Origin of the sequence: Pseudoalteromonas sp. C8 (genome assembly GCF_011378685.1) — a bacterium.
Lineage (GTDB): Bacteria > Pseudomonadota > Gammaproteobacteria > Enterobacterales > Alteromonadaceae > Pseudoalteromonas > Pseudoalteromonas arctica.
Genome location: NZ_WTKT01000001.1, coordinates 145,273 through 167,995, shown reverse-complemented (window position 1 = coordinate 167,995; position 22,723 = coordinate 145,273). Strand labels below are relative to the sequence as shown.

The following is a 22,723-nucleotide window of genomic DNA, read 5'->3' as shown; positions in this document are numbered from 1 at the left end:
ATACCAATGAATTGATAGACCTCATTTTAATGTTTTTCTCTATATTGACTGTTTACAAAATAGGTAATTAATGTGATTATTTAGTATGCAAAACAATCAATAAAGCATAAGGAAACGCTATGAAAGCCCTCTATTTATTACTCCCCTTGAGTATGATGCTAACAGCCTGTAGTTCAACGTCTGATAAACAAGTAAGCGATGAAATGCTGAGTTTTATTGATTTATCGAGTCCTGAACTGCGAAGTAAGGCAGGTGAATACTGGGATGTTGTTAAAAGAGTAGAGCCGCGATATCCGATAGAAGCTGCAAAAAGAAGTATTTCAGGTTGTGTTGAGCTTGCTATGTTAATTAATTCACAAGGTGAAGCTCAAGGGTATAAGGTTATCTCGTCTTACCCTGAGGGTGTGTTTGATAATAATGCGGCAGCTGCTGTGGGTTTATGGCGCTGGAAAGCGACAACTGAAAATACGAGTAAGCAACCTATTCTAACTTATCTCAAAATGGATTTTATGGTAAGCCCAAAACCTACTGATGCAGAGTATTTGGCGCATTGCTCTAAAAATAAAGCCTGAACGTAATTAATAGATATAAATATAATAAGCTAGGTGTTTTTTTACCTAGCTATAAAACTACTTACTTGCATATAAGCCATATTCATTTAATGCTAATTTACCGTCTTTGTCACTGTCGTAGCTTGAAAACCGTGACCACAAAGCCGGGTCTATAGCGGTTTCTGAACGTGATAAAAAACCGTCTTTATTCCTGTCTAGCTTTTTAAATTGCTTTGCAATGTCGTTACTTGCAGCAAAACTAAATGCGCTAAAAATACTAAACGCCAGCAGCGTTATATAGCTAATACTTTTCATACAAACCACTTAGTAAAGGTTGTTAGTTAGATAACTTTTAAATTCGACTAGCGAAATTTGGTTATCTTGGTTTTTGTCCCATTTTACAAAGGTGTTTAAAAGTTGTGGTTGGGGATCAAGTTCGTTGTGTGTTAAATAGCCACTTTTGTCACTATTTAGGTGATCAAAGCGCTGCTTTACATCAAGTGCCGCGGCATCAAAACTTAATAGCATTAAAATGCTTATAACAAGGGAAAGTATCTTCATGGTCTTCCTTCCAAAAGATGTATTAAAAGTTCGTGGCTAAAATAAAGTAAAAAGGAAAAAAGCACTTGCCGTAATTTAACTCCCAACATTAAATCCTTTTACACACTCCCTCAGGGATTATGGCAAATGCTTTTAAATTCAGTTTACTTGTAACAAGCTTAAGTAAAGCTTAATCAGTAATTACTCATTAAGGCTTAAAGCTTTCAAATTCTTTTTTTGAGACTTTTTCATCACCGTCTTCATCTAAGTCGGCAAATTGTCTCATTACTTCCTTGTCTTCCTTAGCTTCTACAATTGATATTTGCCCGTCCATATCCTTATCTAAATGGGCAAAGCGCACGTTTGTTGGCGATGCAATTACGGTGGCACTAATTGCTAAAAACATTAATGAAAAAGCGGCTATAAGTTGTTTCATAATCACGTTCCTTATTAAATGAGTTTATTGAATAAATTTTTTGAATTCATCTAGCGACAATTGCCCATCTTGATTAGTATCAATTTGTAAAAAATTTTCGTGTAGAACGGCATCTTCACCTGCTTCGGCTTCACTTAATGTGCCGTTACTGTCTTTATCAAGCTCGTTAAAAGTCGCGTGAACGTCCATTGCGTGTGCGTTAGCGCCTAAAAAGCCTAAAGCTAGTAATGATGAAATTACTAAAATGCGTTTGTTCATAATTATTTCCTTATTGATTAAAGTTATTACTCCTACTACAAAAATGATGCCAAAAATAATTGTTGTTAATTTTCAGCTGTTTATATTTTTAACTTGAAAGGGGTGGGAAGTTTTTACGGGGTTTAATGTAATTTTTGTATGCCTTTTGCAACACTATATAGTGAGATTAAAGGTAGGTTTTAAAAATCAATGGTTTACGTTGTCTCTATTTGGCGACACATTGTTTTTGTAGCGCTGGCTGTTAATCGTATTAAATATAATTGCTGGTTCAGCTAGTGTATAAGGTAAGCACTTAATAATAGAGCGCTTAACTTAAAAGGACTAAACGAAATGCCAGCAACCATAGCTAAAAAATACCATGCAATGCTTAACTGGCGGCCTAATTTAATTGGGCAATTTGCAATGAGTATGCTGCTTTCGTTACTCCCGCTTTCTATAGTGGTGATTGTATTTTTAAATGCGCTTAACAAGCAATTAGCAGTGACTCAAAGTATCGTGAGTAACAACTACCAAGTTACCAAATCGTTTAATACTCTAAAACAAGAACTCAACAGCCTTGAGCGCGCCACTAGGCAAAACTGGGTATTAAAAAGCGAATCGTTAGATAAGCTCATTGTCGATAAATGGCAATCATCCCTGCAAAGTATTGATGAACTTAAATTTGTAAACACGGATAAAGATTACACCCACCAATGGCAACGCTTATATGTCACCTTACAAACAGCGCATGTAGAGCTTGTTGAGCAAAAACAACAGCAAGCGGAGCTATTTGTGCCAGTGAGCGATTTAGTTGCTGAGCTTACTTTATGGTTACGTGATAAAAATGAAGCGCAAATTACCAATAACCAAAATGAGCTTACAAGCCTACAAACTTCATTTATAAACTGGCTGGTGGCACTCATTCCGCTTACTTTAATTGTTGGTGGTGGTTTTTTATGGCGTATAAGTGGGCGACTAAAAGGGTTAACTACGGTTATTGATAAGCTAGGGCAGGGGCATTGGCAGCAAAAAATATCTGTGAAAGGCTCCGCTGAGCTAGTTGAGCTAGGAGAAAAACTCCAATGGGTGCAAGAGCAACTTCACATGCTTGAGCAGCAAAAAGATACCTTTTTACGCCATGTTACCCATGAGCTAAAAACGCCGCTTGCTTCAATGGTCGAAGGCACTGATTTATTAACTGATGAAATAGTAGGCCCAATTACTGCTGAGCAAAAAGCAGTGCTTGAGCTTATTAGCCAATCTATGGTGCGCCTTCGTACAATGATTGACAGCCTGCTGAGTTATAATGCGATTCGCACCAGTAAAGACAGCCTAAGCGAAGTTGAGTTTAGCTATCTTATTAATAAAATTAATAGCCATTTTGAACATCGCTTAAGTGCGCGTCAGCAAGCTCTGCAATGGCAAAATAACTTACCTAATAAACAGCTTGCTTTACCTAGTGAGCTTATTGAGATGATTTTAATTCAGCTTATTTCAAATGGCTTAAAATTTTCACAAGATAAGCAAAGCGTTACTATTAATTTAGCACTTGAGCAAAACCAACTTTGCATTGGTGTGCTTGATAAAGGGTGCGGTATTAAAGAGCAAGAAAAAACTCAAATTTTCAGCGCATTTTATCAAGGTAAACACAGTAAAAATGTTACGCTGCAAGGCAGTGGGCTTGGCTTAACTATTGTGAAAGAATCTGTTGAACAGCTAAGAGGTACACTTACTGTTGAGCATAACGAGCCGCATGGTTGCCGGTTTTCAATTAAAATTCCCATAACAAAAAATCTAGGAGTTAATTAACATGCGCTTGCGTTTAATCGCTATTTTATGTGTGCTCAGTAGCAGCATGGTTATATCAGGTTGTGAAATTACTAATGGGCAAGAAGAGCGTGTGTCAATTACACCTGCACCTGTGGTCGATACCAAAATAGCAAACGACAAAAACAGTAAACCTAGTCCAAAACCCAGACCAAAAATTGAACCAAGCTATCCGCCTGCAGAGCAAGTTATTGCATGGCACGCTAATCAGTGTGGCGGATTTAAATTGGTGCCAAAAAAAGATATTTTTACAGGTGAAAACGATCTTAAACGTTTTTTTAAATTTATGTGCTTAAACATAAATGATGATCCAAATACGGTAATGACTAAGTTGCTAAAACTCGATCTTGCTTACTTTTGGCCAGATGATATAAAGCAATATTTATGGCTTCAAAAGCAGCAAGTGACTATGCAAATAAATGCTAAAAAAGAGCAGCAAGCACTTAATAATAAAATGCAAGAAACCCTCTCATCGTTAGCAACAATTGAGCAGCAGCTTTTACTACGAGAAGAAACTAAGGAGCAGTAACTATGGCAGCAACTAAAGTGCAAGGTGCAAAAGTATTACTCGTTGACGACGACGCTAGCTTATTAAAACTGCTCGCTATTCGTATCGAATCAAAAGGATACGAAGTAACGACCTGTGAAAGCGGCTTAACCGCACTACAAATACTTAAAAGCCAAGTGTTTGACGCCGTAATAACCGACCTACGTATGGATGAAATGGATGGCATGGCACTGCATCGTCAGCTACAAAGCCGCTATCCTGCATTACCTGTCATTATGATGACAGCGCATGGCTCAATTCCTGATGCCGTAGAGGCAACTAAGCAGGGCATTTTTGCATTTATAACTAAACCTGTAGATAAAGATGAGCTATTTGACAGCCTTGCTAAAGCGATAGAAATACATGGTGTTAATGCAGATGAAGCAGCACCTAAAAGTAATATAGTTACGCGCAGTGGTGCAATGCTGCACTTGTTAGAGCAAGTAAAACTACTTGGGCCAACGCAGGTTAATGTATTGATTTCGGGGGCTAGTGGTACTGGTAAAGAGTTACTCGCACAGGCGATTCATCAGCATAGTCATGTAAGCGGTGGTCCTTTCGTTGCAATTAACTGCGGCGCTGTACCGGGTGAGCTTTTAGAGTCTGAATTATTTGGTCATAAAAAAGGCTCGTTTACGGGCGCAATTAAAGATCATCAAGGTTTGTTTCAGCAAGCTGAGGGCGGCACGCTATTTTTAGACGAGATAGGCGATATGCCACTTAACTTGCAGGTTAAGTTACTGCGCGTATTACAAGAAAAAACAATTCGCCCCGTAGGCTTTCAAGAAGAAATAGCGATTGATGTACGTATTGTATCGGCAACACATAAAAATCTTCCTGAAGCTATTTTAAACCAGCAATTTAGAGAAGATTTATACTATCGCTTAAACGTAGTTAATTTAAAATTACCGCCATTGTGTGAGCGCCGCGAAGATATAAGCTTATTAGCACAGCACTTTAGTGCAAGCATTGCTAAGCGCATGAAGCAAACTGAAAAATACTTTGCAAGCGATGCTATGCATGCGCTTGTGCGTTACGACTGGCCAGGTAATATCCGCCAACTACAAAACGTAGTAGAGCAGGTTGTAGCATTAACGCCAAGCGATGTTATTTCAGAGCACTTAGTGTTAGCTGCGCTAAATAGTAATGAAACAAACGTAGAACCATTATCACTAAACGACGCTAAAAAAGAGTTTGAGCGCGACTATGTAATTAACACTTTAAAAATGGCAGGTGGTAACGTAGCCGAAGGCGCTAAGCTTGCAAAGCGCAATCGCTCAGATTTTTATAAGTTGATTAAAAAGCATAATATTGATGTTGATAATTTAGGTTAAGGAAAAGCATGCAGTTATTTATGGTGTATTTAGGTGGCCGGGTTCAAGGTTGCCACATTGAAATGCATGATATTCGTTTTGTTGTAGGGCAAAACATCGAGCAAACTTATACAAAGTTAAAAAGCCAGTGGGTAGGCGACAGAAGTAGTGTTCACATGGATAGCTACATGGCAATTAATCATATTGATGGCTTTAAAGTAGAGATTGTTGATACGTACGTTGAACAAAATAAACAACTCTATTTTGTAAATTTAGGCGCTTACAGAAGTGATTCTATGGCTGAGCAACACGACTTTGCACTGTATGTTGCAAGCAGTAGCCATGAAGCTAAAGAGCGAGCTAAAAGCGATTTGCTAGCAGGGCTTAGCCATATCCATAAAGATGATTTACATGACGTAGACGATTGTTTTGCGATTGATTTACTCGACAGCCAGCTAAACATTAAGCTCACGCCCAGCGGTATATCGCAGCCTATAAAGCCAGACTGGTTTGGCTATCACATACTTTAAATTATAATAAGTAGCTAAAACTAAGCAGGATTAAGAGTCCTGCTCGTTTTGTTCATCCTTTTCGCTTTTAGCCGCCATTTTAAACGCCACAATAACCAATCCAAACATAGCAAACGGCAGTGCTGCTAACATGTATTCAACCACATTACTGTCTTGAAAATTTGCTTGTAGTAAAAAGTGACCCGCCACACACATTAAAATAACCACTAATAAAATGGGTAGTAACATAAGTTCTTTTTTTGATGAATGGTTTTTCATTAATTGTGAGGCTATAGCTGAAAATAATGCGCCATTGTAATGAGCTTACTTAAGCTTGGCAAACACCGCAGAATTTTTTAATTAATGTTATGATTAGTATCAAACAATTTTATTAATGTTTATGGGAATAAAGTGAAAAGTAACTTAAAAAAAGTTTACCTCGTTGGTGGTGCAGTGCGCGACAAACTGCTAAATATAAAATCTAAAGATAACGATTATGTAGTGATTGGTGAAACACCAAAAACGATGGAATCGCTTGGTTTTGTGCCAATAGGTAGCGACTTTCCGGTTTACTTACACCCAAAAACAAAAGAAGAATATGCGCTAGGGCGCACAGAGCGTAAAAGCGGCAAAGGCTATACAGGCTTTGTGGTTGATGCCAGCCCAACGGTAACGCTCGAAGAAGATTTAGCAAGACGCGATTTAACCATAAATTCAATGGCGCTTGATGAACACGGTAATATTATTGACCCGTTTAATGGCCAAGCTGACTTACAAAATAAAACACTGCGCCACACCACTGAGGCATTTGTAGAAGACCCTGTTCGAGTACTGCGTATTGCCCGTTTTTTAGCGCGCTATGGCAGTGATTGGCGTATTCACCCAAGTACGTATGCATTAATGCGCGAGCTTAAAAATAAAGGTGAGCTAAATCATTTAGTACCTGAGCGCGTGTGGCTTGAAACTGAAAAAGCACTGGGTGAAAAGCACCCTGAGCTTTATTTTGAAGCACTGCAAGGCTTAGGTATTTTTCCAGAACTTGAGCGCATGGTTAACGTACCGCAACCGGCAAACCATCATCCTGAAGGTGATGTATTTGTACATACTATGCTGGTACTTAGGCGTGCAGCCGATTTAAATTTTAATTTAGAAACACGTTTTGCTGCACTAACCCATGATTTTGGAAAAGCGCTTAGTTTTAAAAAATATGAAAACCTACGTGGGCACGAACGCGAAGGTGTTGCAGTTATTGAGGCGTTTTGTGAGCGCTTAAAAGTGCCTAACCGTTTTCGCGATGTTGGCGTACTCACCAGTGATAATCACACCCTTTGCCACACGATTGATCAGTTAAGGCCGCAAACCATTCACAAGCTAATAGTGACTAACTTAAATGCGTTGGTACACCCAGAACGTTTTATAGCGTTTACCCAAGCATGCCAATGCGATGCACAAGGGCGTGGTGAAACACTTGTTGATAAGCCATACCCGCAAGCAGCTAAGCTGCGAGCAATTCATACTGAACTGCAAAAAATGGATAAGAAACTGGTAGTGCAAAATGCACTTAAAAATGGCAAAAAAGGCCCTGAAATAGGCGAAGAAGTAAAACTTGCAGAAATAAACTGCATTAAAGCATTTTTAGAACATGAGAAGTCCCAAGCGTAATAAAATTAGACTAAGTAGTGCGATACGCCTTGGTTTTTAGTCGCGTCGTGCTTTCTTAGCTCTTTGTAGTTTGTACTTTTTGGTTTTACATTTTCAGACTCAGGTTTTTTAGAGGGCCTGTATAAGTCAAAAATAAAGTCTAGTTCTTCACGCTCTAGTGATGGTTTCATGAGTATTCCTTCAATTTAATACTTTAATATGATGTAGGGTATGGTCATTCGACTGAATTAAAAGTGAATAGTTACATTTGAAGTTGTACTAAATTGTAATCGGCAGGTTTTACGGGGTGAGTAGAATTCAAGTGTTAATACGTATGTAGTTAAAGTTAATTTTAATGGCTTAATTTAACAAAGAAGATACAGCTTTATTTGATTTATTATGTAATCACCATTTCACTACAGCGTTGTCGTTATAAATAGCATGGTTGTAGATACGACCTTAGCTTAACTATTAACTAACGGCAGCGTTACTGTAAACACTACGCCATCGCCTTGTTCGTTATTTTGCGCTGTTACACTGCCTTTATGGTAATCGCACACCAACCTTACAATATAAAGCCCTAACCCCAAATGTGGCTGTTGCTGCATTTGCTGGCTACGTACCGACACCATAGAGTCAAAAATATGCTCAGTTAATCCTTCGGGTAACGCGGGGCCTGTGTTACTCACTGTTAATATTGCTTTATTTTCGCTCTGCTTAAGGCCTACATTAATAGCCGTATTGGCCTCACTAAACTCCAGCGCGTTGTTAATCAGTTTATCAAGTAGCTGGGCTATAAATTCTGGTGCGCCTTGCATAGGCAATTTTTCTTGGTATAAATCAAGCGTAAATAACTGGTTTGGATAAGTAAGTTGGTAGCCCTGCATACAGCCATTTATTACTTTTTGTAAATCAAATGGCTCGGGTTCATTGCTTTGAATACTTTGCTCAAGGCGGGTAGCTTCGCTCATGGTGGTTATAATTTTACCTAAGCGTTCAACGCCTTCGCTGGCGCGATCGAGGTATTTTTGACTTAGCTCATTTTGTGGCAAACTTTGTAAGTTTTCAAGTGATGAGCGTACTACCGCAACAGGCGTGCGTAGTTCATGCGATAACCGCGACGACATATTTTCTAAGTAATCGGTATAGCCACCAAGTCGGCTCACAATGTTAGAAAAACTGCGCGATAGGTCGCCAATTTCATCGTTAGCGTCACTGTAATTAATACTGCCGGTAACACGCCCTTGTGCATCAATTGCTTGTTCAGCTGTATCGCGCAGTCGCCTAATTCGGTTCGATATACGTGAGGCAAAAAAGAACAAGGTGACAGTACCAATTAGCATCACAGCTAAAATAACGTTAAAGAGTTTTTCGAGCGATTTGTTACGCAGCGTACGTACGCCGTTTGTGGTTTCCTCTGCTATTACCGCGCCAATTACTTGGTCTTGGATCCAAATAGGGTAAGCGGCCGATAAAATAACGGCTTTACTGTCGGGTGTTAATCGCCAAGACGATGCTGGTTGTCCTTTTAATGCTTTCGCTAAATGTGTGCCCTGCATAGAGGCTACATCGTGCAGGGTATCTAAAAACTCATTTTCGGGGCGCGTTAATATTTTATAGTAAATTGGGTGCAAGTAATTTTGCTCAAAGCGCTGCCACCACGTCTCGGGAGCTTGGTTAGCAAGTCCATCAGCCCAAACGCCATCTGCATTTTGAATAGTACCCGATTGTGCAAGTACACGATGATGGTTATCAACCACCCAAATGCGGCTACCACTGTGGCCCATGCCTTTTAAAATACGGCTAATTTCTGGAGAAGGGACTAATACCGAGCCTAAATCGTTTGGGTTATTTAAGTTTGAAGTGGACATTATTTTAGGCTCTAACAATGCCTCTTTATTATCTACATCAACAATGGCAAAGCCAAGTTTGTTGCCCAGCATGTTAATAGGAAAGCGCAGCTCTACGTTATATCCTGATTTGGTACTTTCAAAATAGCCCTGAATTTTTGTAAAAGGGGCTTTGGTATTTGCATCAAACGCATTAACCCAACCATCTTGGCGCGGCGCAATAATGTAAGTATTAAACTGACCGTCTGGCGTTTTTAGGCCAATTTGTAAATAATCGTTATTGGTAATGCTTAAGCTATTTTTAGCGCGATAAATAAGGGTATTGTCGGTGACTTTAAATACGGCGTATAAGTAGTTATCAAATTTTCCCACCATATGATCAAACGATAAGTCACTGGCTTTATGTTTGTTATCTGTTTTTTGTAAGTAGCGTTTGTCGTAATGCCAAAATAACGGCTGGTAGCTGTCCCAATCGTTAAGCTTTCCGTCAAGCTGAATAGGGTTTTTAAGATTATAAGCGTATAAATCGCGGCCTTTTACTACTTGGTCTAAAAAGTTGGTTTGCTCGTCAAATAATGCGGGGCGCTCATGCAATGCGGTAGCAAGTGCTCGAGTGGTGCCTACGAGAGTTTTTTCTTGGCCTTGGCGTAAAAACTTTTCCATTTCCCATACGTACTCGTAGCCAAGCCACGGTAGCAAAAACAAAAAACATGAAAGTAATATAAATTTACTGCGCAGACCAAATCGTAGCATTAGTGTTGTTCCCACCGATAGCCCATGCCATACACGGTATCTATGCAATCAAAGGCGCTGTCGAGTGCTATAAACTTTTTACGAATACGTTTTACGTGTGAAGTAATGGTGCTGTCGTCTACATAAATTTTTGCATCGCTCATTAATTCGTTACGGCTTTTAACATGGCCTGGTCGCTGGGCGAGTGAATGCAGCATCCAAAATTCGGTTACGGTTAAATCAACTAATTGTTGCTGCCAAAATACCTGCATACGTTGTGTGTCGAGCGTTAACTGCCCGCGTGTTATGAGTGCATTTGCATCAGCAGGTTGTTCAAGAGCTTCCATTCGGCGAAATAGCGCACCAATACGCGCAGCCAAGTGAGCCAAGCTTATGTCTTTTGTTAGGTAGTCGTCGGCGCCCATGCGCAGGCCGCATACGGTATCTATTTCGCTATCGCGGGCGGTTAAAAAAATAATAGGCAGTGTTTTAGAAAGCATTCGCAATGTTTGGCACAGTAAAAAACCACCATCTATTTCATGACCTAGACCAATATCAACAATGGCTAAATCGGGCAGAGCATTTTTAAATGCAGCTTCAGCGCAAGCGCGATCGGCAAAGCCACTAACTTGGTAGCCCTGTGCGCTCAGCATTTCTATGTAGTTTTCGCGGATTGAGGGTTCATCTTCAACGATGGCTATTTTTTTCATTTTAATCATTATCCTATTGCCTCTGTTGTGCACTATAACGAAGTTTTTTAGCTAAGTACGCTTAAAAAGGCAATTGCCATTTTTTTGCCACAATTGCTCAGCAGTTTGCCATTTTTGATCCCCTTTATTGCCACTTGAGCTTGTTTTAATACAGCCATCAAAACAAAACATCACAAATTAAAAAGTAAGTTTAAGGATCAAATCATGAAGAAGACATTAATTGCATTAACACTCGTTGCTAGTTTTTGTACTCCAGCAATTGCCTCAACATCTAACACGCCATCAAAAGAAGCCCATAAAGAAACGGCTATTGGGCTAGGTGCAGGCGCTATTATTGGCGGCGTAGTAGGCGGGCCAATAGGTGCGTTTATTGGGGCATTTGCCGGTGGTTTAATAGGTGATTCAAAAGTAGCAGATAACAAAATTGCAGAGCAAGAGCGTGCAATTACGGTTATGAAAGAAAAAACCAGCGATTACCAACACGTGCTTAACCACAATAATATGTTAGAGCAACAGCTAGAAGTGCTTGCCAATCAAAATGAGCAGTTAACTCAAGTTCAAATTAATAACTTATTGGCGATGACGGTGCAATTTAAAACAGGTTCAAGTGTTATTGCCCCGCATTTTGCGCTGCAGTTAGATCAACTCGTTACCTTGTTAAACAACCAATCACAATTCGCACTTGATTTAAGTGGCTTTGCCGATCAACGCGGCGATGAGCAAGCTAACCTTTTACTTTCTAAAGCGCGTGTAAATGCCGTGCAAAGCTATTTAATAAAACACGGTGTGAGCCATAAACGCTTAAGCACGCAGGCATTTGGCGAGCAGCAAACATTGGCTAACAGCAACACGGTGGAAGATAACTTTTTTGATAGACGCGTAACGCTTACCACTCGCTCAATGAATAGTGTAAATGGCCAAACGGCGAGTAACTAAAACTAACTGAATCTAAGTAAAGCTAAGCGTTCGATGGAGTGATTTATGTTTAAATTGAGTAAACCAACCAAAATGCTTACTAAAGTAAGCATTTTTATATTCATAGCGATTGTGCTGTTAGCTAGCTTTAAAAGCCATGCGCAATCACCCAAGTTAGAGCTTTTTGATAGCAATGGTGCGCCAGCAGGCCCAGCAATAATATTAAAAAGCGACGCCAATATGACCTTAACTGGCCTAATTAATCATGTTGTAGTTACGCAAACCTATCAAAACGAAAACCCGTTTGCAGTTAACGCGCGCTACGTTTTTCCATTGCCAGATGAAAGCGCCGTGCACGCCATGACGATGCGTATAGGTGAGCGAGTCATTAAAGGCCAAATTGATAAAAAGGTAGAGGCCGAAAAAAAATACGAGGAGGCTAAAAAAGCAGGTAAGCAAGCGGCCCTGGTACGCCAGCAACGCGCCAATATGTTTATTACGAATGTGGCAAATATTGGTCCTGGTGAGCAAGTGATTATTGAGCTTGAGTATCAAGAAATAATTGACTATAGCAGCGGCACATTTGCTATTAGATTTCCTACGACTATTACACCGCGTTATCACGCGATTAGTGGTGAGGTTGAGGTTAATACTCAAAATCAAGCGCATGTTAATCCGCTCCCAACGGGATGGTTAAGCCCTGTTTACAGCATTCAAAACATCACTCAAAATAGTACTCAAACTGATAACGTACCAAGCAGCCAATTTAGCTTAAACATTGATATAGACGTAGGCTTAGAGCTGGTGGATATCAGTTCTAAATTTCATAATGTTGATGTACAAAACACCGCGTTTGGACAATATAAAATAGCGTTAAATGAGGAAAATGCAGTTAATCGCGACTTTGTACTTGAGTTTAAACAGCTGCAAAAAGAGCAAGCTCAAGCCGCATTTTTTACTCAGCAGTTTGAAAATGGTGACCGATACGGGCTTGCTATGCTAATGCCACCCGGGGATCACTTTACACAAACTCAGCGCTTACCTCGCGAAATGGTATTTGTAGTTGATACGTCAGGCTCTATGCACGGGCAATCTATGGAGCAAGCTAAAAAAGCCTTGTTTTATGCGCTGTCATTACTCGATAGCGACGACAGTTTTAACATTATTGGTTTTGATAACATAGTGACTCCAATGAGCGATAAACCACTTATAGCCAGCGACTTTAATTTACGCCGTGCAGAGCGATTTATTTATAGCCTAGAAGCCGACGGCGGCACAGAAATACAAGGTGCCCTTAATGCCGTACTTGATGGCAGCGAGTTTGATGGTTTTGTACGCCAAGTTGTATTTTTAACTGATGGTAGCGTTAGTAATGAGGATGCATTGTTTAAAAATATTCAAAGTAAATTAGGTGATAGCCGCTTATTTACAGTGGGTATTGGCAGCGCACCTAACAGCTTTTTTATGCGCCGAGCGGCAGATGTCGGTAAGGGCTCATTTACGTTTATAGGCAGCACAAGTGAGGTGCAACCTAAAATGCAGCAGTTGTTTGATAAGCTTGCACATCCGGCTATTACTAATTTGGCGCTAAGCGATGAAAGCGGTAACAACTTAGATTTTTGGCCATCACCACTACCTGATTTATATTTTGGCGAGCCTATTATGGTCGCTATAAAACTTAATAATGCTAAAAGTGTGGTACTTGCTGGGCAAACAGCACAAGGGCCTTTAAGTATTAAATTAAGTACACAAAATAGCTCAAGCGCTCAAGGTATAGCAAAACTGTGGGCGCGCCAAAAAATTAAGTCATTACTTTTATACAACGAGCAAAATACAGTTAAAGATGAAGTACAGGAGCTTGCGCTTACTCATCAATTACTTAGCCCGTTTACTGCTTTTATAGCAATTGAACAAACTCAAATAAAAGAAGTGGCAGAGCAAACGGCGCAAGCTAGTAATGCAGTACCACAAGGTATGGCAATGCGTTTACCACAAACCGATGGGCAAAGTAGGCTGCACATATTATTAGGCTGTATTTTATTATTGGGATTTGGCGCTCTTAAATTTAAACACAGAGCGAATCCCTAAATGAAAAGAGACTTAAAATGAAAAAGTGGCTAAGTGCGGGCTTACTAATCGCTGGGCTTGGATTATTTGGTCACGGTACTTATATGCAGGCAAAAGCGTGGCTTGCTCAAGTATTAATTGAACAAGCATGGCAAGAGGCGCTTAAATCACCCAGTACTAAAGTAAAGCCGTGGTATTACGCCGACAGCTACGTTACTGCAAAGCTTGATTGGCCAAGCCATAATAAAACATTAAGCGTATTGGCTGGAGCGAGTGGTCGTAATTTAGCGTTTGCGCCGAGCCAATTTTTACCCGCAGGGGAGCTTGGCGGAAAAGAATTTGGAAACGAAAAAGGCGCGCTAATAGCAGGGCATAACGACACCCACTTTGCATTTTTACAAAACGCAAAAGTGGGAGAGGCGTTTACTTTGCAACTGCAAAGTGGGGTGATACAAAATTATAAAGTAACGGGGATTGAGGTTATTCATCAATCTCAACATGACTTTTTACAAACACCTGGATTGTACTTGCTTACCTGTTACCCTTTTGATTCGCTTGCCTCGGGTACTGATTTAAGGTTGCTTGTATCTGCGCAAATGTCTTCGCCCGATTCACTAAGCGGTATATCAACCACAAGTTCTTGATGGCGCTGGCTTACCATTACACCAATAAATACCACAAATATACTCAGCCATTGCCATACGTTGAGCACTTCGCCCAAAATAATAGCTGACAAAATAAGTGTAAAAATAGGAATTAAATTAGAGTACGCAGCCGCGGTTAATACCGATACTTTGCTAATAGCATAATTGTACATGCCGTAGCCGCCAAGGGTTACACACGAACCTAAATACAAAATGCTCATAAGCGCGGTTAAGTCGTGTTGGTTTTCGCTTGGTAGGTCGATAAAAAACAAAAACGGTGCAAAAAACAAGCTGCCGCTAATACCTTGAAGTGCAATTAAAGTAAGGGGGGAGTAGCGATTAGCTAAGTGTTTAATACTTACGGTATAAAATGCAGCGCACACCATAGCCATCAGCTCTAAAAAGTTACCTAGTAACGGATTAGGTGCTTGGTCGGTACTTGGTGAAAGAAGCGTAAGTAAAATACTGCCGCCAATACATAGCGTAAAGCCAACAACAATGGCTTTGCTTATGTATTCTTTAAGTAATAAAAAGGCAAGCAGCGCAATAATTATAGGCAAGCACGACACAATAACACCCGCCTGCGAGGCTGATGTATATTCCATTGCATGACCTTCAAATAAAAAGTACAAGCAAGGCTCAGCAAGCGACATACCCACTAAATACTTCCAATCACCTTTTAAATACTCAAACCGAATAACGTAGCGCCACAAACAAAGCGACAAAACTAACGTGGTGAGCATGCGTAAAAATATCACCAATGCAGGGTCGTAAATAGCAATGGCGTATTTAAGCGCTATAAAAGAGCTGCCCCATAAAAAGGTGGCAATAATTAAACATAAACTGGCAGGCATAAAGAGTAATTTACATAATTTAATAAAATCAGATCCTAGCATGAATATTTTTAACTTGTTCAAAAATACCGAGCTGGTATAAATTAATTCATCTTTAATTAATCAGTAGTAAAAAGCACATGCAAAGGGAACAGGTAATAGTTGTAAAGCTTGGTACAAGCGTACTAACTGGCGGCACCGATAAGCTAGACAAAGCGCATATGGTTGAATTAGTACGCCAATGCTGCGAGCTTAAAAAACAAGGCCACCAGGTTATTTTAGTATCGAGCGGCGCGGTTGCTGCTGGGCGCGAACAACTATTAAAACCCTGTGGCAGAAGCTTAATTGATAAACAAATGCTTGCTGCAATTGGACAAGGTCAACTTATTCATATTTGGCAGAGCTTGTTTGCTTTATATGGGGTAAATGTGGGGCAAATGCTGCTTACTCGCGCTGATGTAGACGACAGAGAGCGCTACCTTAATGCCCGCGATACACTCAATGCATTATTAAATTACGACGTTGTACCCATCATTAACGAAAATGACGCAGTCGCTACCAGCGAAATAAAAGTAGGCGACAACGATAATTTATCGGCACTTGTCGCTATTTTGGCTAATGCTAATAAGTTACTGCTACTTACCGATCAAGAAGGGTTATTTACCAGCGATCCGCGCACAAACGCCGATGCCACCCTCATTGGTGAAGTAACACATATAAATGATGAGCTGCGACAACTTGCTGGTGGCAGTGGTACAAATTTAGGCACCGGCGGTATGGCGACTAAACTGCAGGCCGCCGACATTGCAAGGCGCGCAGGTGTTGAAGTTATTATTGCTAAAGGCGCAGGTAAAAACGTTATTTTAAAATGCATGAGTGACGAGTTACCAGGCACGCGTTTTTTAAAACTCACCGCTCCAAAAGATGGCCGTAAAAAATGGTTACTAGCCGGGCCTAAAAGTACCGGCCAAATTGTTATAGATGCAGGTGCTATTACAGCGCTGCAAAATAAAGGCGCAAGCTTACTTGCTAAAGGCGTTACTAATGCATTTGGACGTTTTGAACGCGGTGATTTAATTGATTTAATAGATAATAAAAATCAAGTAATTGCACGGGGCTTAACGCGCTTTAGTAGCACCGAGGTAAATAAAATAAAGGGTGCGCATTCTAGTCAAATAGGCCAATTACTCGATTACGATAGTGGCGCAGAAGTACTTCATAGGGATGATATGGTCTTGCTATAGAAGCACTTTTAGTAAATTAAATTACTTGAGTGTAATTCTCGCAGTATTACACTTTTTTGATTGTAAATTTGTGCTAAAATCTGGCTCCTTAAATTGTTGTAAGCAGAGCACAGAACATGAAATTAGTTCGTTGGTTTTTAGGTTGTATAATCTTATTCTTTAATTTTGTATTTACTCCTCGCAGTAAAAAGCGTGCAAGCGACGAGCAAGCACAGCTTGATCAGCAAACCTCACAATTTAAACTGTATCAATTTAAAGCATGCCCGTTTTGTGTAAAAGTACGTCGCGCCATTAAACGCGAAGGCTTAAACATAGAAACGCGTGATGCAAAAGACAATGAGCAATATCGTCAAGAGCTACTAGAACAAGGCGGCAAAGTTAAAGTGCCTTGCCTGCGTATAGAGCAAAACGGCCAAGTACAATGGCTGTACGAATCAAACGATATTATTGCTTACTTAAACAAAGTAGCTGCATAAACCACTTTTATTATCTCACTTATTTAAAGAGAATATACCATGACAATTCGCACCCGTGTTGCCCCGTCGCCAACTGGTGACCCGCATCTTGGCACCGCTTATATCGCCTTATTTAACTACTGTTTTGCTAAACAACAAGGCGGTGAATTTGTACTTCGTATAGAAGATACAGACCAAGTACGTAGCACGCCAGAGTCTGAACTTGCGATTATGGATAGCCTACGTTGGTTAGGGCTTGAGTGGGATCATGGTCCTGATGTGGGTGGCGAATTTGGTCCTTACCGTCAATCTGAGCGTAGCGATTTATATAAAAAATACGCGCATCAGTTAGTTGATGATGGTAAAGCGTTTTACTGCTTTGCAACAAGCGAAGAGCTTGATCAAATGCGTGAAGAGCAAATGGCAGAAGGCCTACGCCCTAAATATGACGGTCGTGGTTTAAACCATACAGATGAAGAAATTAAAGCAAACTTAGCTGAAGGCAAACCTTACGTTATACGTATGAAAATCCCAAGCGAAGGCACATTTAAGTTTAACGACTACTTACGTGATGAAATTGAGATCCCGTGGGAAAACGTAGACATGCAAGTGCTTTTAAAAGCGGATGGCTTTCCAACGTACTTTTTAGCGAACGTAGTTGACGACCACCATATGGAAATTAGTCATATTTTCCGTGGTGAAGAGTGGATTAACTCAGCACCTAAGTTATTAAAACTGTATGAAGATTTTGGTTGGGAAGCACCAGTACTTGGTCACTTACCATTACTACGTAACCCAGATAAATCAAAGCTGTCTAAGCGTAAAAACCCAACGTCTATTAACTACTATAAAGAAATGGGTTACCTGCCAGAAGCCGTGCTTAACTACTTAGGCCGTATGGGTTGGTCAATGCCAGATGAGCGTGAAAAGTTCACGTTAAACGAGATGATTGAAAACTTCGACATGAAGCGCGTATCGCTTGGTGGTCCAGTATTCGACGTAGATAAATTAAGCTGGTTAAACGGCATGTGGATCCGCGAAAACCTAACCGACGAGCAGTTAATTCAGCGCTTTGTTGATTGGAAGTTTAACGGCGAAATGCTCGCTAAAATATTACCAGAAGTTAAAACACGTATTAATACGCTGTCGGATATGGTTGAGCTAGCAGGGCACTTTGTAGGCGGAATTCCAACTTACGATCCTGCGTTATTAACAGCCGGCAAAGCAGACGAAAACGTAATTCGCCAAGCGCTACAATTTTTTGTATGGCAGCTTGAAGGCTTGCGTAGCTTTGAAAAGCCCGCTATTTTTGCAATCGCAAAAGAAGTTGCAACATTCCATGAGCTAAAAATTAAAGACTTTTTAGAGCCAATATTTGTCGCAATTACTGGCAAAACATCAAGTACGTCAGTGCTTGATGCAATGGAAATTTTAGGCTCTGACTTATCACGTGCTCGTTTACGTGTAGCGCTTGCTCATTTAGGTATTTCTAAAAAGCAGGCTAAAAATATAGAACGTGCGTACCGCGAATACCCAAGCGCATAGTATTTAATAATAACGGCTCAATAGTTAGTTGTTAAAAGTATTAAAAGCCGAGCTTTATTAAGCTCGGCTTTTTTGTTTCAGGCTGTTTAGCTATATGACATCGTATTTTGATATTGTTTAGCCTAAGCATTCATAATTTACTAAATGCTACAATGCGGCATATAAACTCATGGGAGGCAGTATGATTGCAACCGTTAAAAACAAAGCTATTTTTAGCAGTAATACATTTTCGATAAACCTTGTTACCTACCCAACTAATCACAGCGTAATGAACCATATTGACCCTGTGCAGCAAGGGCGCTATTACAAGCTCAACTTTGTATTAGAAAAACCTAAAGCGGGTGGGGTATTTAAATGTTCAAAATGCATTATAAATTTATTTAATCGCGTGTATTTATTCAGACCCGATAAGTACGAACACAGCGTATCTAAAATCGAGTCTGGAAAGCGTGTGCTACTGAGCTTTGCGCTTAATATATAATTTGCACTTTTACTTATTAATAGTCGTAGGCCTGTCCGGTGCATAAAACAGATAAGTCGCAGTACGATACAGAGGTTTCACTACAGGAATTAATAGTAAAAGCATTCCCGCCCCTGCGCATAGCATCAGCTTTAAGTAAATCAATCGCGTTTGATTTAGAGCGATTGTAACTTGCATTATTGCTGCCCATACCGTCGCCATCACAGCTTTCACCTTCTATTCGGCCTAAAAGTGTTGCGCCACTTTCGTGTGCTTCTTGGTCGCTATAAAATTGCTGTAAATCTCTTTTATTAACGTAGGTGCCAATTTCTTGAGATAAAACGCCGTTGTCTATATCTGTATGATAAGTCATGCTTGAACAACCAGTTATTGTGGCGAGCACAGTTATTGTTGCTATAAAACGTAGCATATTCATTAATCCTTTAATTTATTTAAAGTAGTAAATTACTAACAAAATCAAATGCTGGCAATGTTTACTGCTGAGTAAATTGTTAGCATTTGTAAATGTATTTAGATTTTACTGAGCATAGGGTAAGTAAACAAAAAGAAGTGACAAACATTAACCAACCAATGGCATAAAATAGCCCACTCTAAGCGCTGCGTTTTATAAAAAACATAGCCGTATCCTAAGCCTGCAATAAACGAAACCAATACATAGTTAATTCCTCCAGCAAAATGTGCCAAAGCAAAAATACCTGCAGTAATTACAGGGGCAAGTATTGCTAAACGGGTCGGTGTAATTATTTTGCTAAGCTTAGTTTGAAGTAAACCTCGAAATAAAGCTTCCTCGGCAACACAGGTAAATAAAAGATTAATAACAATAAAGGCCAACCAAAAGTCCGGCACTTTTGGGTTAAAGCTTACAAGTCCAAGCATTAAAGCCGCAGTGAGCGTAGCTAAAACAGCAGCAGTAATTATTAAAATGGGTTGTTTAACGTTTAATGGGCCCGCTTTATTAGAGTCTGTTTGTAAAGGCTTTTTATTTGAATCTAAGTTTGAAAAAAAGTAAGCACAAAGAAATAACCCAGCCATAGCTTTATCAAAGTTAGCATAAAGGGTAAAAGTAATCGCATCGCTTGTAATACGCTCGTTTATAACAATGGGGAGGTTATTAAAACCAGGCACCCAATGAAGTGCTAATGCCAATGAGGAAACTATAAAAACAGTACTTAATATAGCGCGTATTATTGCCCGCTTTGTATTTAGCACACTGTAGTATAAAACAACGTAAAGCCCAGTACTGAGCAGTGCATATAAATTTATGTAACCTTGAAAATACGCACTTACAACACCTAAAGCTAGTAAGTAGTGCCAAAGGGGTTGCCGCATTATTGATATTTTGCAGTACGGAAAAACACATATAATTGATAGCGCTAATAAATAAAAAGTCATTGTTTTTTATTGCTCTGTTTTATTTAGCCATTAATCTAACAGATTCGACCTCTCAATATTTTTTTTCTGGTAATATAGATAGGTTATAAGCAGTTTAAGCAGTGAACAAACTATGTTAAGTCCTTTTTTTCAGCAGCATGCTGATTATGTTTCTATCTCTCGTGAGCAGGGTTGTCGATTCGCTAAATGCGTTGCTGACGATTACAATCCACTTCACGACAAAGATGCCAAAAAGTTTTGCGCGCCAGGAGACTTACTTTTTTCATTGGTACTAGACCGCTACGGTATTAGTGAACAAATGGAATTTACTTTTGCTGGTATGGTTGATGAAAACACCAAACTTAATTTTCCTGAGGGAGCTGATGAGTTTGATGTTACCAATGGCGAAAAAGTAATTTTAAAGGTAAAGCGCAGCGGTAAAACCAGCCAATGCCCAGCATTAACTAATAGTCTTATAAAAAATTATGTTGAGTTTTCTGGTACTACTTTTCCGCATGTAATTATTCCATTAATGGGCAAGCAAGAGGTAATGATAAACCCTGCTCGTCCGATGGTGATTTACGAATCAATGCTTATCAATCTTGATAATCTTGATATTACAGAACCAGAACTTGAGTTTGCAGAGCCTAGTTTTGAGTATGCCGGTAAGCGCGGAAAAATCACACTACGTTTTAACCTGATAGAAAACGGCGTTAAAGTGGGTAGTGGTGAAAAGCACATGGTGGTTTCGGGTATTCGCGAATACTGCCAAGCAACAGTTGATGATTTAATCGCGTTTTACAACGAACGTAAAGCGACACTAAAGCCAGCTTAAAGCTACAGAAAATTATAAAAGGCGCTAAATACAACTGTTATTTAGCGCCTTTTTTATTGGTTTTTTATTGTTTTAGCGCTAAAGCGAAAGTGAGTAACTACGATTAAATACTTTTCTGGACTGGTTAATTTACGCAGTACAGTAATATGCGTACAATAGCGCTCTTTGTTATTTTAAAGCTAAGCCTATGTCTGCCACTACGTTCTCATCACTTAATCTCGACCCGTTATTATTAACAGCGATTGAGCAAAATAATTACACTCAACCTACCGCAATTCAGATTAAAACCATTCCGCCTATTTTAGCCGGAAGTGATGTAATGGGCAGTGCACAAACAGGCACAGGTAAAACAGCTGCTTTTGTTTTACCGCTGTTACATAAGCTTTTAAATACACCTAAAAAAGATGAACCAGGCGTTGCTCGTGTTGTAATTTTAACGCCAACCCGTGAGCTTGCTCAGCAAGTATTTGCAAGCTTTGAAAAGTACGCACAAGGCACTAACATTAATGGTGCTTTAGCGTATGGCGGCGTAAGTATTGGTCCACAAATAAAAGCACTTAAAACAGCCCAAGTTATAGTGGCAACACCTGGGCGTTTACTTGATCATATAGTTAAAGGCAGTGTGGTGCTTTCAAGCGTAGACTCCTTAGTGTTTGACGAAGCTGACCGCATGCTTGATATGGGTTTTATTGATGAAATTAGACGTATATTGCGCCATATTCCAGGCGATCGCCAAACCTTACTATTTTCAGCTACGTTTGATGACAGCGTGTTTGAGCTCAGTAAAAAGTTATTAAAAAACCCAGAGCTAATTGAAGTTGATAAACGTAACTCAGCAGCCGTTGAAGTAGAACAAGTTATTTACGCTGTAGATGAGGATCGTAAGCGCGAGCTTGTATCGCACATGATTGGCATGAAAAACTGGCGCCAAGTGCTTATTTTTACTCGCACAAAACAAATGGCTGATCAGCTCGCTAAAGAAATGTGTAAAGACGGTTTAAAAACCGAGTCAATCCATGGCGACAAATCACAAGGCGCGCGCGACCGCGCACTACAAAACTTTAAAGATGGTATTACGCGCGTACTTGTTGCAACCGATGTAGCTGCGCGTGGTTTAGATATTTCAACACTTAGATACGTAATTAACTTTGAACTACCGTACATTGCCGAGGATTACGTGCACCGTATTGGCCGTACAGGTCGTGCTGGCGAACAAGGACTTGCTATGTCGCTGGTAAGTCTTGATGAGCAATGGCTGCTAGAAGAAATTGAAGTACTACTCGATACGCGTTTAACGCCGCAGTGGTTAGAAGGTTACGAGCCAGATCCTAATAAAAAGCCAAAAGATAATCGTAAAAATACTAACAAGTCGCGAAAAGATCGCGATAAAAAACGCATCACCGGTAAAAGAGAGCCAAGTAGACGTCGCAAATAATAGCT

Annotated in this window: 26 protein-coding genes; 15 read left to right on the top strand and 11 right to left on the bottom strand. The window is 39.9% G+C overall.

From position 1 onward, the window contains the following. Nucleotides 1–119: 119 nt before the first annotated feature. A complete protein-coding gene (locus tag GQR39_RS00745; RefSeq protein WP_165734574.1) occupies nt 120–572 on the top strand; it encodes an energy transducer TonB in 453 nt (150 codons plus the stop codon). Between the two features lie 57 nt (nt 573–629). Here GQR39_RS00745 and GQR39_RS00740 read toward each other — a convergent pair whose 3' ends face one another. The 4 genes from GQR39_RS00740 to GQR39_RS00725 all read right to left on the bottom strand — a co-directional run bounded on the left by GQR39_RS00740 (nt 630) and on the right by GQR39_RS00725 (nt 1,785). After that, a complete protein-coding gene (locus GQR39_RS00740) occupies nt 630–866 on the bottom strand; it encodes a calcium-binding protein (protein ID WP_007581557.1) in 237 nt (78 codons plus the stop codon). Between the two features lie 9 nt (nt 867–875). Beyond that, a complete protein-coding gene (locus GQR39_RS00735) occupies nt 876–1,112 on the bottom strand; it encodes an EF-hand domain-containing protein (RefSeq protein WP_165734573.1) in 237 nt (78 codons plus the stop codon). Nucleotides 1,113–1,299: 187 nt separating this feature from the next. Continuing rightward, nucleotides 1,300–1,527: a hypothetical protein gene (locus tag GQR39_RS00730; protein ID WP_007581559.1), complete on the bottom strand. Its 228-nt coding sequence runs from the start codon at nt 1,525–1,527 to the stop codon at nt 1,300–1,302. Between the two features lie 24 nt (nt 1,528–1,551). Further along, a complete protein-coding gene (locus tag GQR39_RS00725; RefSeq protein WP_007581561.1) occupies nt 1,552–1,785 on the bottom strand; it encodes a cag pathogenicity island protein Cag25 in 234 nt (77 codons plus the stop codon). Between the two features lie 330 nt (nt 1,786–2,115). On the opposite strand from GQR39_RS00725, the gene GQR39_RS00720 reads away from it, so the two are divergent. The 4 genes from GQR39_RS00720 to GQR39_RS00705 are packed head-to-tail and all read left to right on the top strand — an operon-like array spanning nt 2,116 to nt 5,981. After that, the gene (locus GQR39_RS00720) at nt 2,116–3,573 is read left to right on the top strand and encodes a HAMP domain-containing sensor histidine kinase (protein WP_101217525.1); all 1,458 of its coding nucleotides are present in this window, start codon (nt 2,116–2,118) and stop codon (nt 3,571–3,573) included. Between the two features lies 1 nt (nt 3,574). Further along, nucleotides 3,575–4,120 (top strand): hypothetical protein, encoded by a 546-nt coding sequence (locus GQR39_RS00715; protein WP_165734572.1) that lies wholly within the window; start codon nt 3,575–3,577, stop codon nt 4,118–4,120. A gap of 2 nt (nt 4,121–4,122) precedes the next feature. After that, the gene (locus GQR39_RS00710) at nt 4,123–5,472 is read left to right on the top strand and encodes a sigma 54-interacting transcriptional regulator (protein ID WP_165734571.1); all 1,350 of its coding nucleotides are present in this window, start codon (nt 4,123–4,125) and stop codon (nt 5,470–5,472) included. A gap of 8 nt (nt 5,473–5,480) precedes the next feature. Continuing rightward, entirely contained in the window at nt 5,481–5,981 is a 501-nt protein-coding gene (locus GQR39_RS00705; RefSeq protein WP_165734570.1) for a DUF1543 domain-containing protein, read from the top strand. Between the two features lie 30 nt (nt 5,982–6,011). Here GQR39_RS00705 and GQR39_RS00700 read toward each other — a convergent pair whose 3' ends face one another. Further along, the gene (locus GQR39_RS00700) at nt 6,012–6,239 is read right to left on the bottom strand and encodes a hypothetical protein (protein WP_007581571.1); all 228 of its coding nucleotides are present in this window, start codon (nt 6,237–6,239) and stop codon (nt 6,012–6,014) included. A gap of 132 nt (nt 6,240–6,371) precedes the next feature. Between GQR39_RS00700 and GQR39_RS00695 the strand changes: the two genes are divergently transcribed. Then, nucleotides 6,372–7,622 (top strand): multifunctional CCA addition/repair protein, encoded by a 1,251-nt coding sequence (locus GQR39_RS00695; RefSeq protein WP_165734569.1) that lies wholly within the window; start codon nt 6,372–6,374, stop codon nt 7,620–7,622. 5 nt (nt 7,623–7,627) lie between these two features. On the opposite strand, the gene GQR39_RS00690 is transcribed toward GQR39_RS00695, so the two are convergent. The 3 genes from GQR39_RS00690 to pdsR form a co-directional block, all read right to left on the bottom strand. Beyond that, nucleotides 7,628–7,792, bottom strand: a complete 165-nt coding sequence (locus GQR39_RS00690) for a hypothetical protein (RefSeq protein WP_007581574.1) — start codon at nt 7,790–7,792, stop codon at nt 7,628–7,630. 273 nt (nt 7,793–8,065) lie between these two features. Next, a complete protein-coding gene (pdsS, locus tag GQR39_RS00685) occupies nt 8,066–10,204 on the bottom strand; it encodes a proteobacterial dedicated sortase system histidine kinase (RefSeq protein WP_165734568.1) in 2,139 nt (712 codons plus the stop codon). Further along, the gene (pdsR, locus tag GQR39_RS00680) at nt 10,204–10,893 is read right to left on the bottom strand and encodes a proteobacterial dedicated sortase system response regulator (protein ID WP_165721075.1); all 690 of its coding nucleotides are present in this window, start codon (nt 10,891–10,893) and stop codon (nt 10,204–10,206) included. The genes pdsS and pdsR overlap by 1 nt, the downstream gene beginning before the upstream one ends. 204 nt (nt 10,894–11,097) lie before the next feature. On the opposite strand from pdsR, the gene pdsO reads away from it, so the two are divergent. Genes pdsO through GQR39_RS00665 form a run of 3 tightly spaced genes read left to right on the top strand, consistent with a single transcriptional unit; the run spans nt 11,098 to nt 14,519 of the window. Continuing rightward, nucleotides 11,098–11,829: a sortase-associated OmpA-like protein PdsO gene (gene pdsO, locus GQR39_RS00675; protein ID WP_165721074.1), complete on the top strand. Its 732-nt coding sequence runs from the start codon at nt 11,098–11,100 to the stop codon at nt 11,827–11,829. A gap of 45 nt (nt 11,830–11,874) precedes the next feature. Continuing rightward, on the top strand, nt 11,875–13,896 hold the full coding sequence (locus tag GQR39_RS00670) for a marine proteobacterial sortase target protein (protein WP_165734567.1): 2,022 nt from the start codon (nt 11,875–11,877) through the stop codon (nt 13,894–13,896). Nucleotides 13,897–13,913: 17 nt separating this feature from the next. Continuing rightward, entirely contained in the window at nt 13,914–14,519 is a 606-nt protein-coding gene (locus GQR39_RS00665; protein WP_165734566.1) for a class GN sortase, read from the top strand. On the opposite strand, the gene GQR39_RS00660 is transcribed toward GQR39_RS00665, so the two are convergent. Then, nucleotides 14,414–15,373, bottom strand: a complete 960-nt coding sequence (locus tag GQR39_RS00660; protein ID WP_165734565.1) for a DMT family transporter — start codon at nt 15,371–15,373, stop codon at nt 14,414–14,416. The two genes, GQR39_RS00665 and GQR39_RS00660, sit on opposite strands and share 106 nt — an antisense overlap. Nucleotides 15,374–15,492: 119 nt before the next feature. Between GQR39_RS00660 and proB the strand changes: the two genes are divergently transcribed. The 4 genes from proB (at nt 15,493) to GQR39_RS00640 (ending at nt 19,077) form a co-directional block, all read left to right on the top strand. After that, nucleotides 15,493–16,596: a glutamate 5-kinase gene (gene proB / locus GQR39_RS00655; protein WP_165734564.1), complete on the top strand. Its 1,104-nt coding sequence runs from the start codon at nt 15,493–15,495 to the stop codon at nt 16,594–16,596. Nucleotides 16,597–16,712: 116 nt separating this feature from the next. After that, nucleotides 16,713–17,072 (top strand): glutaredoxin domain-containing protein, encoded by a 360-nt coding sequence (locus tag GQR39_RS00650; protein WP_007581591.1) that lies wholly within the window; start codon nt 16,713–16,715, stop codon nt 17,070–17,072. 39 nt (nt 17,073–17,111) lie between these two features. Continuing rightward, nucleotides 17,112–18,596 (top strand): glutamate--tRNA ligase, encoded by a 1,485-nt coding sequence (gene gltX / locus GQR39_RS00645; protein ID WP_007581594.1) that lies wholly within the window; start codon nt 17,112–17,114, stop codon nt 18,594–18,596. 181 nt (nt 18,597–18,777) lie between these two features. Further along, nucleotides 18,778–19,077, top strand: a complete 300-nt coding sequence (locus tag GQR39_RS00640; RefSeq protein ID WP_021032137.1) for a hypothetical protein — start codon at nt 18,778–18,780, stop codon at nt 19,075–19,077. 16 nt (nt 19,078–19,093) lie between these two features. Here GQR39_RS00640 and GQR39_RS00635 read toward each other — a convergent pair whose 3' ends face one another. Together GQR39_RS00635 and GQR39_RS00630 are read right to left on the bottom strand one after the other, a co-directional pair. Further along, on the bottom strand, nt 19,094–19,486 hold the full coding sequence (locus GQR39_RS00635; RefSeq protein ID WP_024590055.1) for a hypothetical protein: 393 nt from the start codon (nt 19,484–19,486) through the stop codon (nt 19,094–19,096). A gap of 101 nt (nt 19,487–19,587) precedes the next feature. Further along, nucleotides 19,588–20,469, bottom strand: coding sequence for a CPBP family intramembrane glutamic endopeptidase (locus tag GQR39_RS00630; RefSeq protein WP_165734563.1), 882 nt, complete (start codon nt 20,467–20,469; stop codon nt 19,588–19,590). 112 nt (nt 20,470–20,581) lie between these two features. On the opposite strand from GQR39_RS00630, the gene GQR39_RS00625 reads away from it, so the two are divergent. Together GQR39_RS00625 and GQR39_RS00620 are read left to right on the top strand one after the other, a co-directional pair. Next, complete coding sequence (locus GQR39_RS00625; RefSeq protein ID WP_165734562.1) at nt 20,582–21,283, top strand: DUF3581 domain-containing protein; 702 nt, start codon at nt 20,582–20,584, stop codon at nt 21,281–21,283. 187 nt (nt 21,284–21,470) lie between these two features. Further along, nucleotides 21,471–22,718 carry a DEAD/DEAH box helicase gene (locus GQR39_RS00620; protein ID WP_165734561.1) on the top strand — a complete coding sequence of 416 codons (1,248 nt, stop codon included), beginning with the start codon at nt 21,471–21,473 and terminating at the stop codon, nt 22,716–22,718. Nucleotides 22,719–22,723 lie beyond the last annotated feature (5 nt).

Bases quoted from the DNA above. Each gene is read 5' to 3' on its own strand.
- gltX (WP_007581594.1), top strand. From the start codon at position 17,112: ATGACAATTCGCACCCGTGTTGCCCCGTCGCCAACTGGTGACCCGCAT.
- GQR39_RS00620 (WP_165734561.1), top strand. From the start codon at position 21,471: ATGTCTGCCACTACGTTCTCATCACTTAATCTCGACCCGTTATTATTA.
- GQR39_RS00700 (WP_007581571.1), bottom strand. From the start codon at position 6,239: ATGAAAAACCATTCATCAAAAAAAGAACTTATGTTACTACCCATTTTA.
- GQR39_RS00715 (WP_165734572.1), top strand. From the start codon at position 3,575: ATGCGCTTGCGTTTAATCGCTATTTTATGTGTGCTCAGTAGCAGCATG.
- GQR39_RS00730 (WP_007581559.1), bottom strand. From the start codon at position 1,527: ATGAAACAACTTATAGCCGCTTTTTCATTAATGTTTTTAGCAATTAGT.
- GQR39_RS00740 (WP_007581557.1), bottom strand. From the start codon at position 866: ATGAAAAGTATTAGCTATATAACGCTGCTGGCGTTTAGTATTTTTAGC.
- GQR39_RS00710 (WP_165734571.1), top strand. From the start codon at position 4,123: ATGGCAGCAACTAAAGTGCAAGGTGCAAAAGTATTACTCGTTGACGAC.
- proB (WP_165734564.1), top strand. From the start codon at position 15,493: ATGCAAAGGGAACAGGTAATAGTTGTAAAGCTTGGTACAAGCGTACTA.
- pdsO (WP_165721074.1), top strand. From the start codon at position 11,098: ATGAAGAAGACATTAATTGCATTAACACTCGTTGCTAGTTTTTGTACT.
- pdsS (WP_165734568.1), bottom strand. From the start codon at position 10,204: ATGCTACGATTTGGTCTGCGCAGTAAATTTATATTACTTTCATGTTTT.
- GQR39_RS00735 (WP_165734573.1), bottom strand. From the start codon at position 1,112: ATGAAGATACTTTCCCTTGTTATAAGCATTTTAATGCTATTAAGTTTT.
- GQR39_RS00720 (WP_101217525.1), top strand. From the start codon at position 2,116: ATGCCAGCAACCATAGCTAAAAAATACCATGCAATGCTTAACTGGCGG.
- GQR39_RS00705 (WP_165734570.1), top strand. From the start codon at position 5,481: ATGCAGTTATTTATGGTGTATTTAGGTGGCCGGGTTCAAGGTTGCCAC.
- GQR39_RS00665 (WP_165734566.1), top strand. From the start codon at position 13,914: ATGAAAAAGTGGCTAAGTGCGGGCTTACTAATCGCTGGGCTTGGATTA.
- GQR39_RS00690 (WP_007581574.1), bottom strand. From the start codon at position 7,792: ATGAAACCATCACTAGAGCGTGAAGAACTAGACTTTATTTTTGACTTA.
- GQR39_RS00660 (WP_165734565.1), bottom strand. From the start codon at position 15,373: ATGCCTGCCAGTTTATGTTTAATTATTGCCACCTTTTTATGGGGCAGC.
- GQR39_RS00745 (WP_165734574.1), top strand. From the start codon at position 120: ATGAAAGCCCTCTATTTATTACTCCCCTTGAGTATGATGCTAACAGCC.
- GQR39_RS00635 (WP_024590055.1), bottom strand. From the start codon at position 19,486: ATGCTACGTTTTATAGCAACAATAACTGTGCTCGCCACAATAACTGGT.
- GQR39_RS00625 (WP_165734562.1), top strand. From the start codon at position 20,582: ATGTTAAGTCCTTTTTTTCAGCAGCATGCTGATTATGTTTCTATCTCT.
- GQR39_RS00630 (WP_165734563.1), bottom strand. From the start codon at position 20,469: ATGACTTTTTATTTATTAGCGCTATCAATTATATGTGTTTTTCCGTAC.
- GQR39_RS00640 (WP_021032137.1), top strand. From the start codon at position 18,778: ATGATTGCAACCGTTAAAAACAAAGCTATTTTTAGCAGTAATACATTT.
- GQR39_RS00725 (WP_007581561.1), bottom strand. From the start codon at position 1,785: ATGAACAAACGCATTTTAGTAATTTCATCATTACTAGCTTTAGGCTTT.
- GQR39_RS00670 (WP_165734567.1), top strand. From the start codon at position 11,875: ATGTTTAAATTGAGTAAACCAACCAAAATGCTTACTAAAGTAAGCATT.
- GQR39_RS00650 (WP_007581591.1), top strand. From the start codon at position 16,713: ATGAAATTAGTTCGTTGGTTTTTAGGTTGTATAATCTTATTCTTTAAT.
- pdsR (WP_165721075.1), bottom strand. From the start codon at position 10,893: ATGAAAAAAATAGCCATCGTTGAAGATGAACCCTCAATCCGCGAAAAC.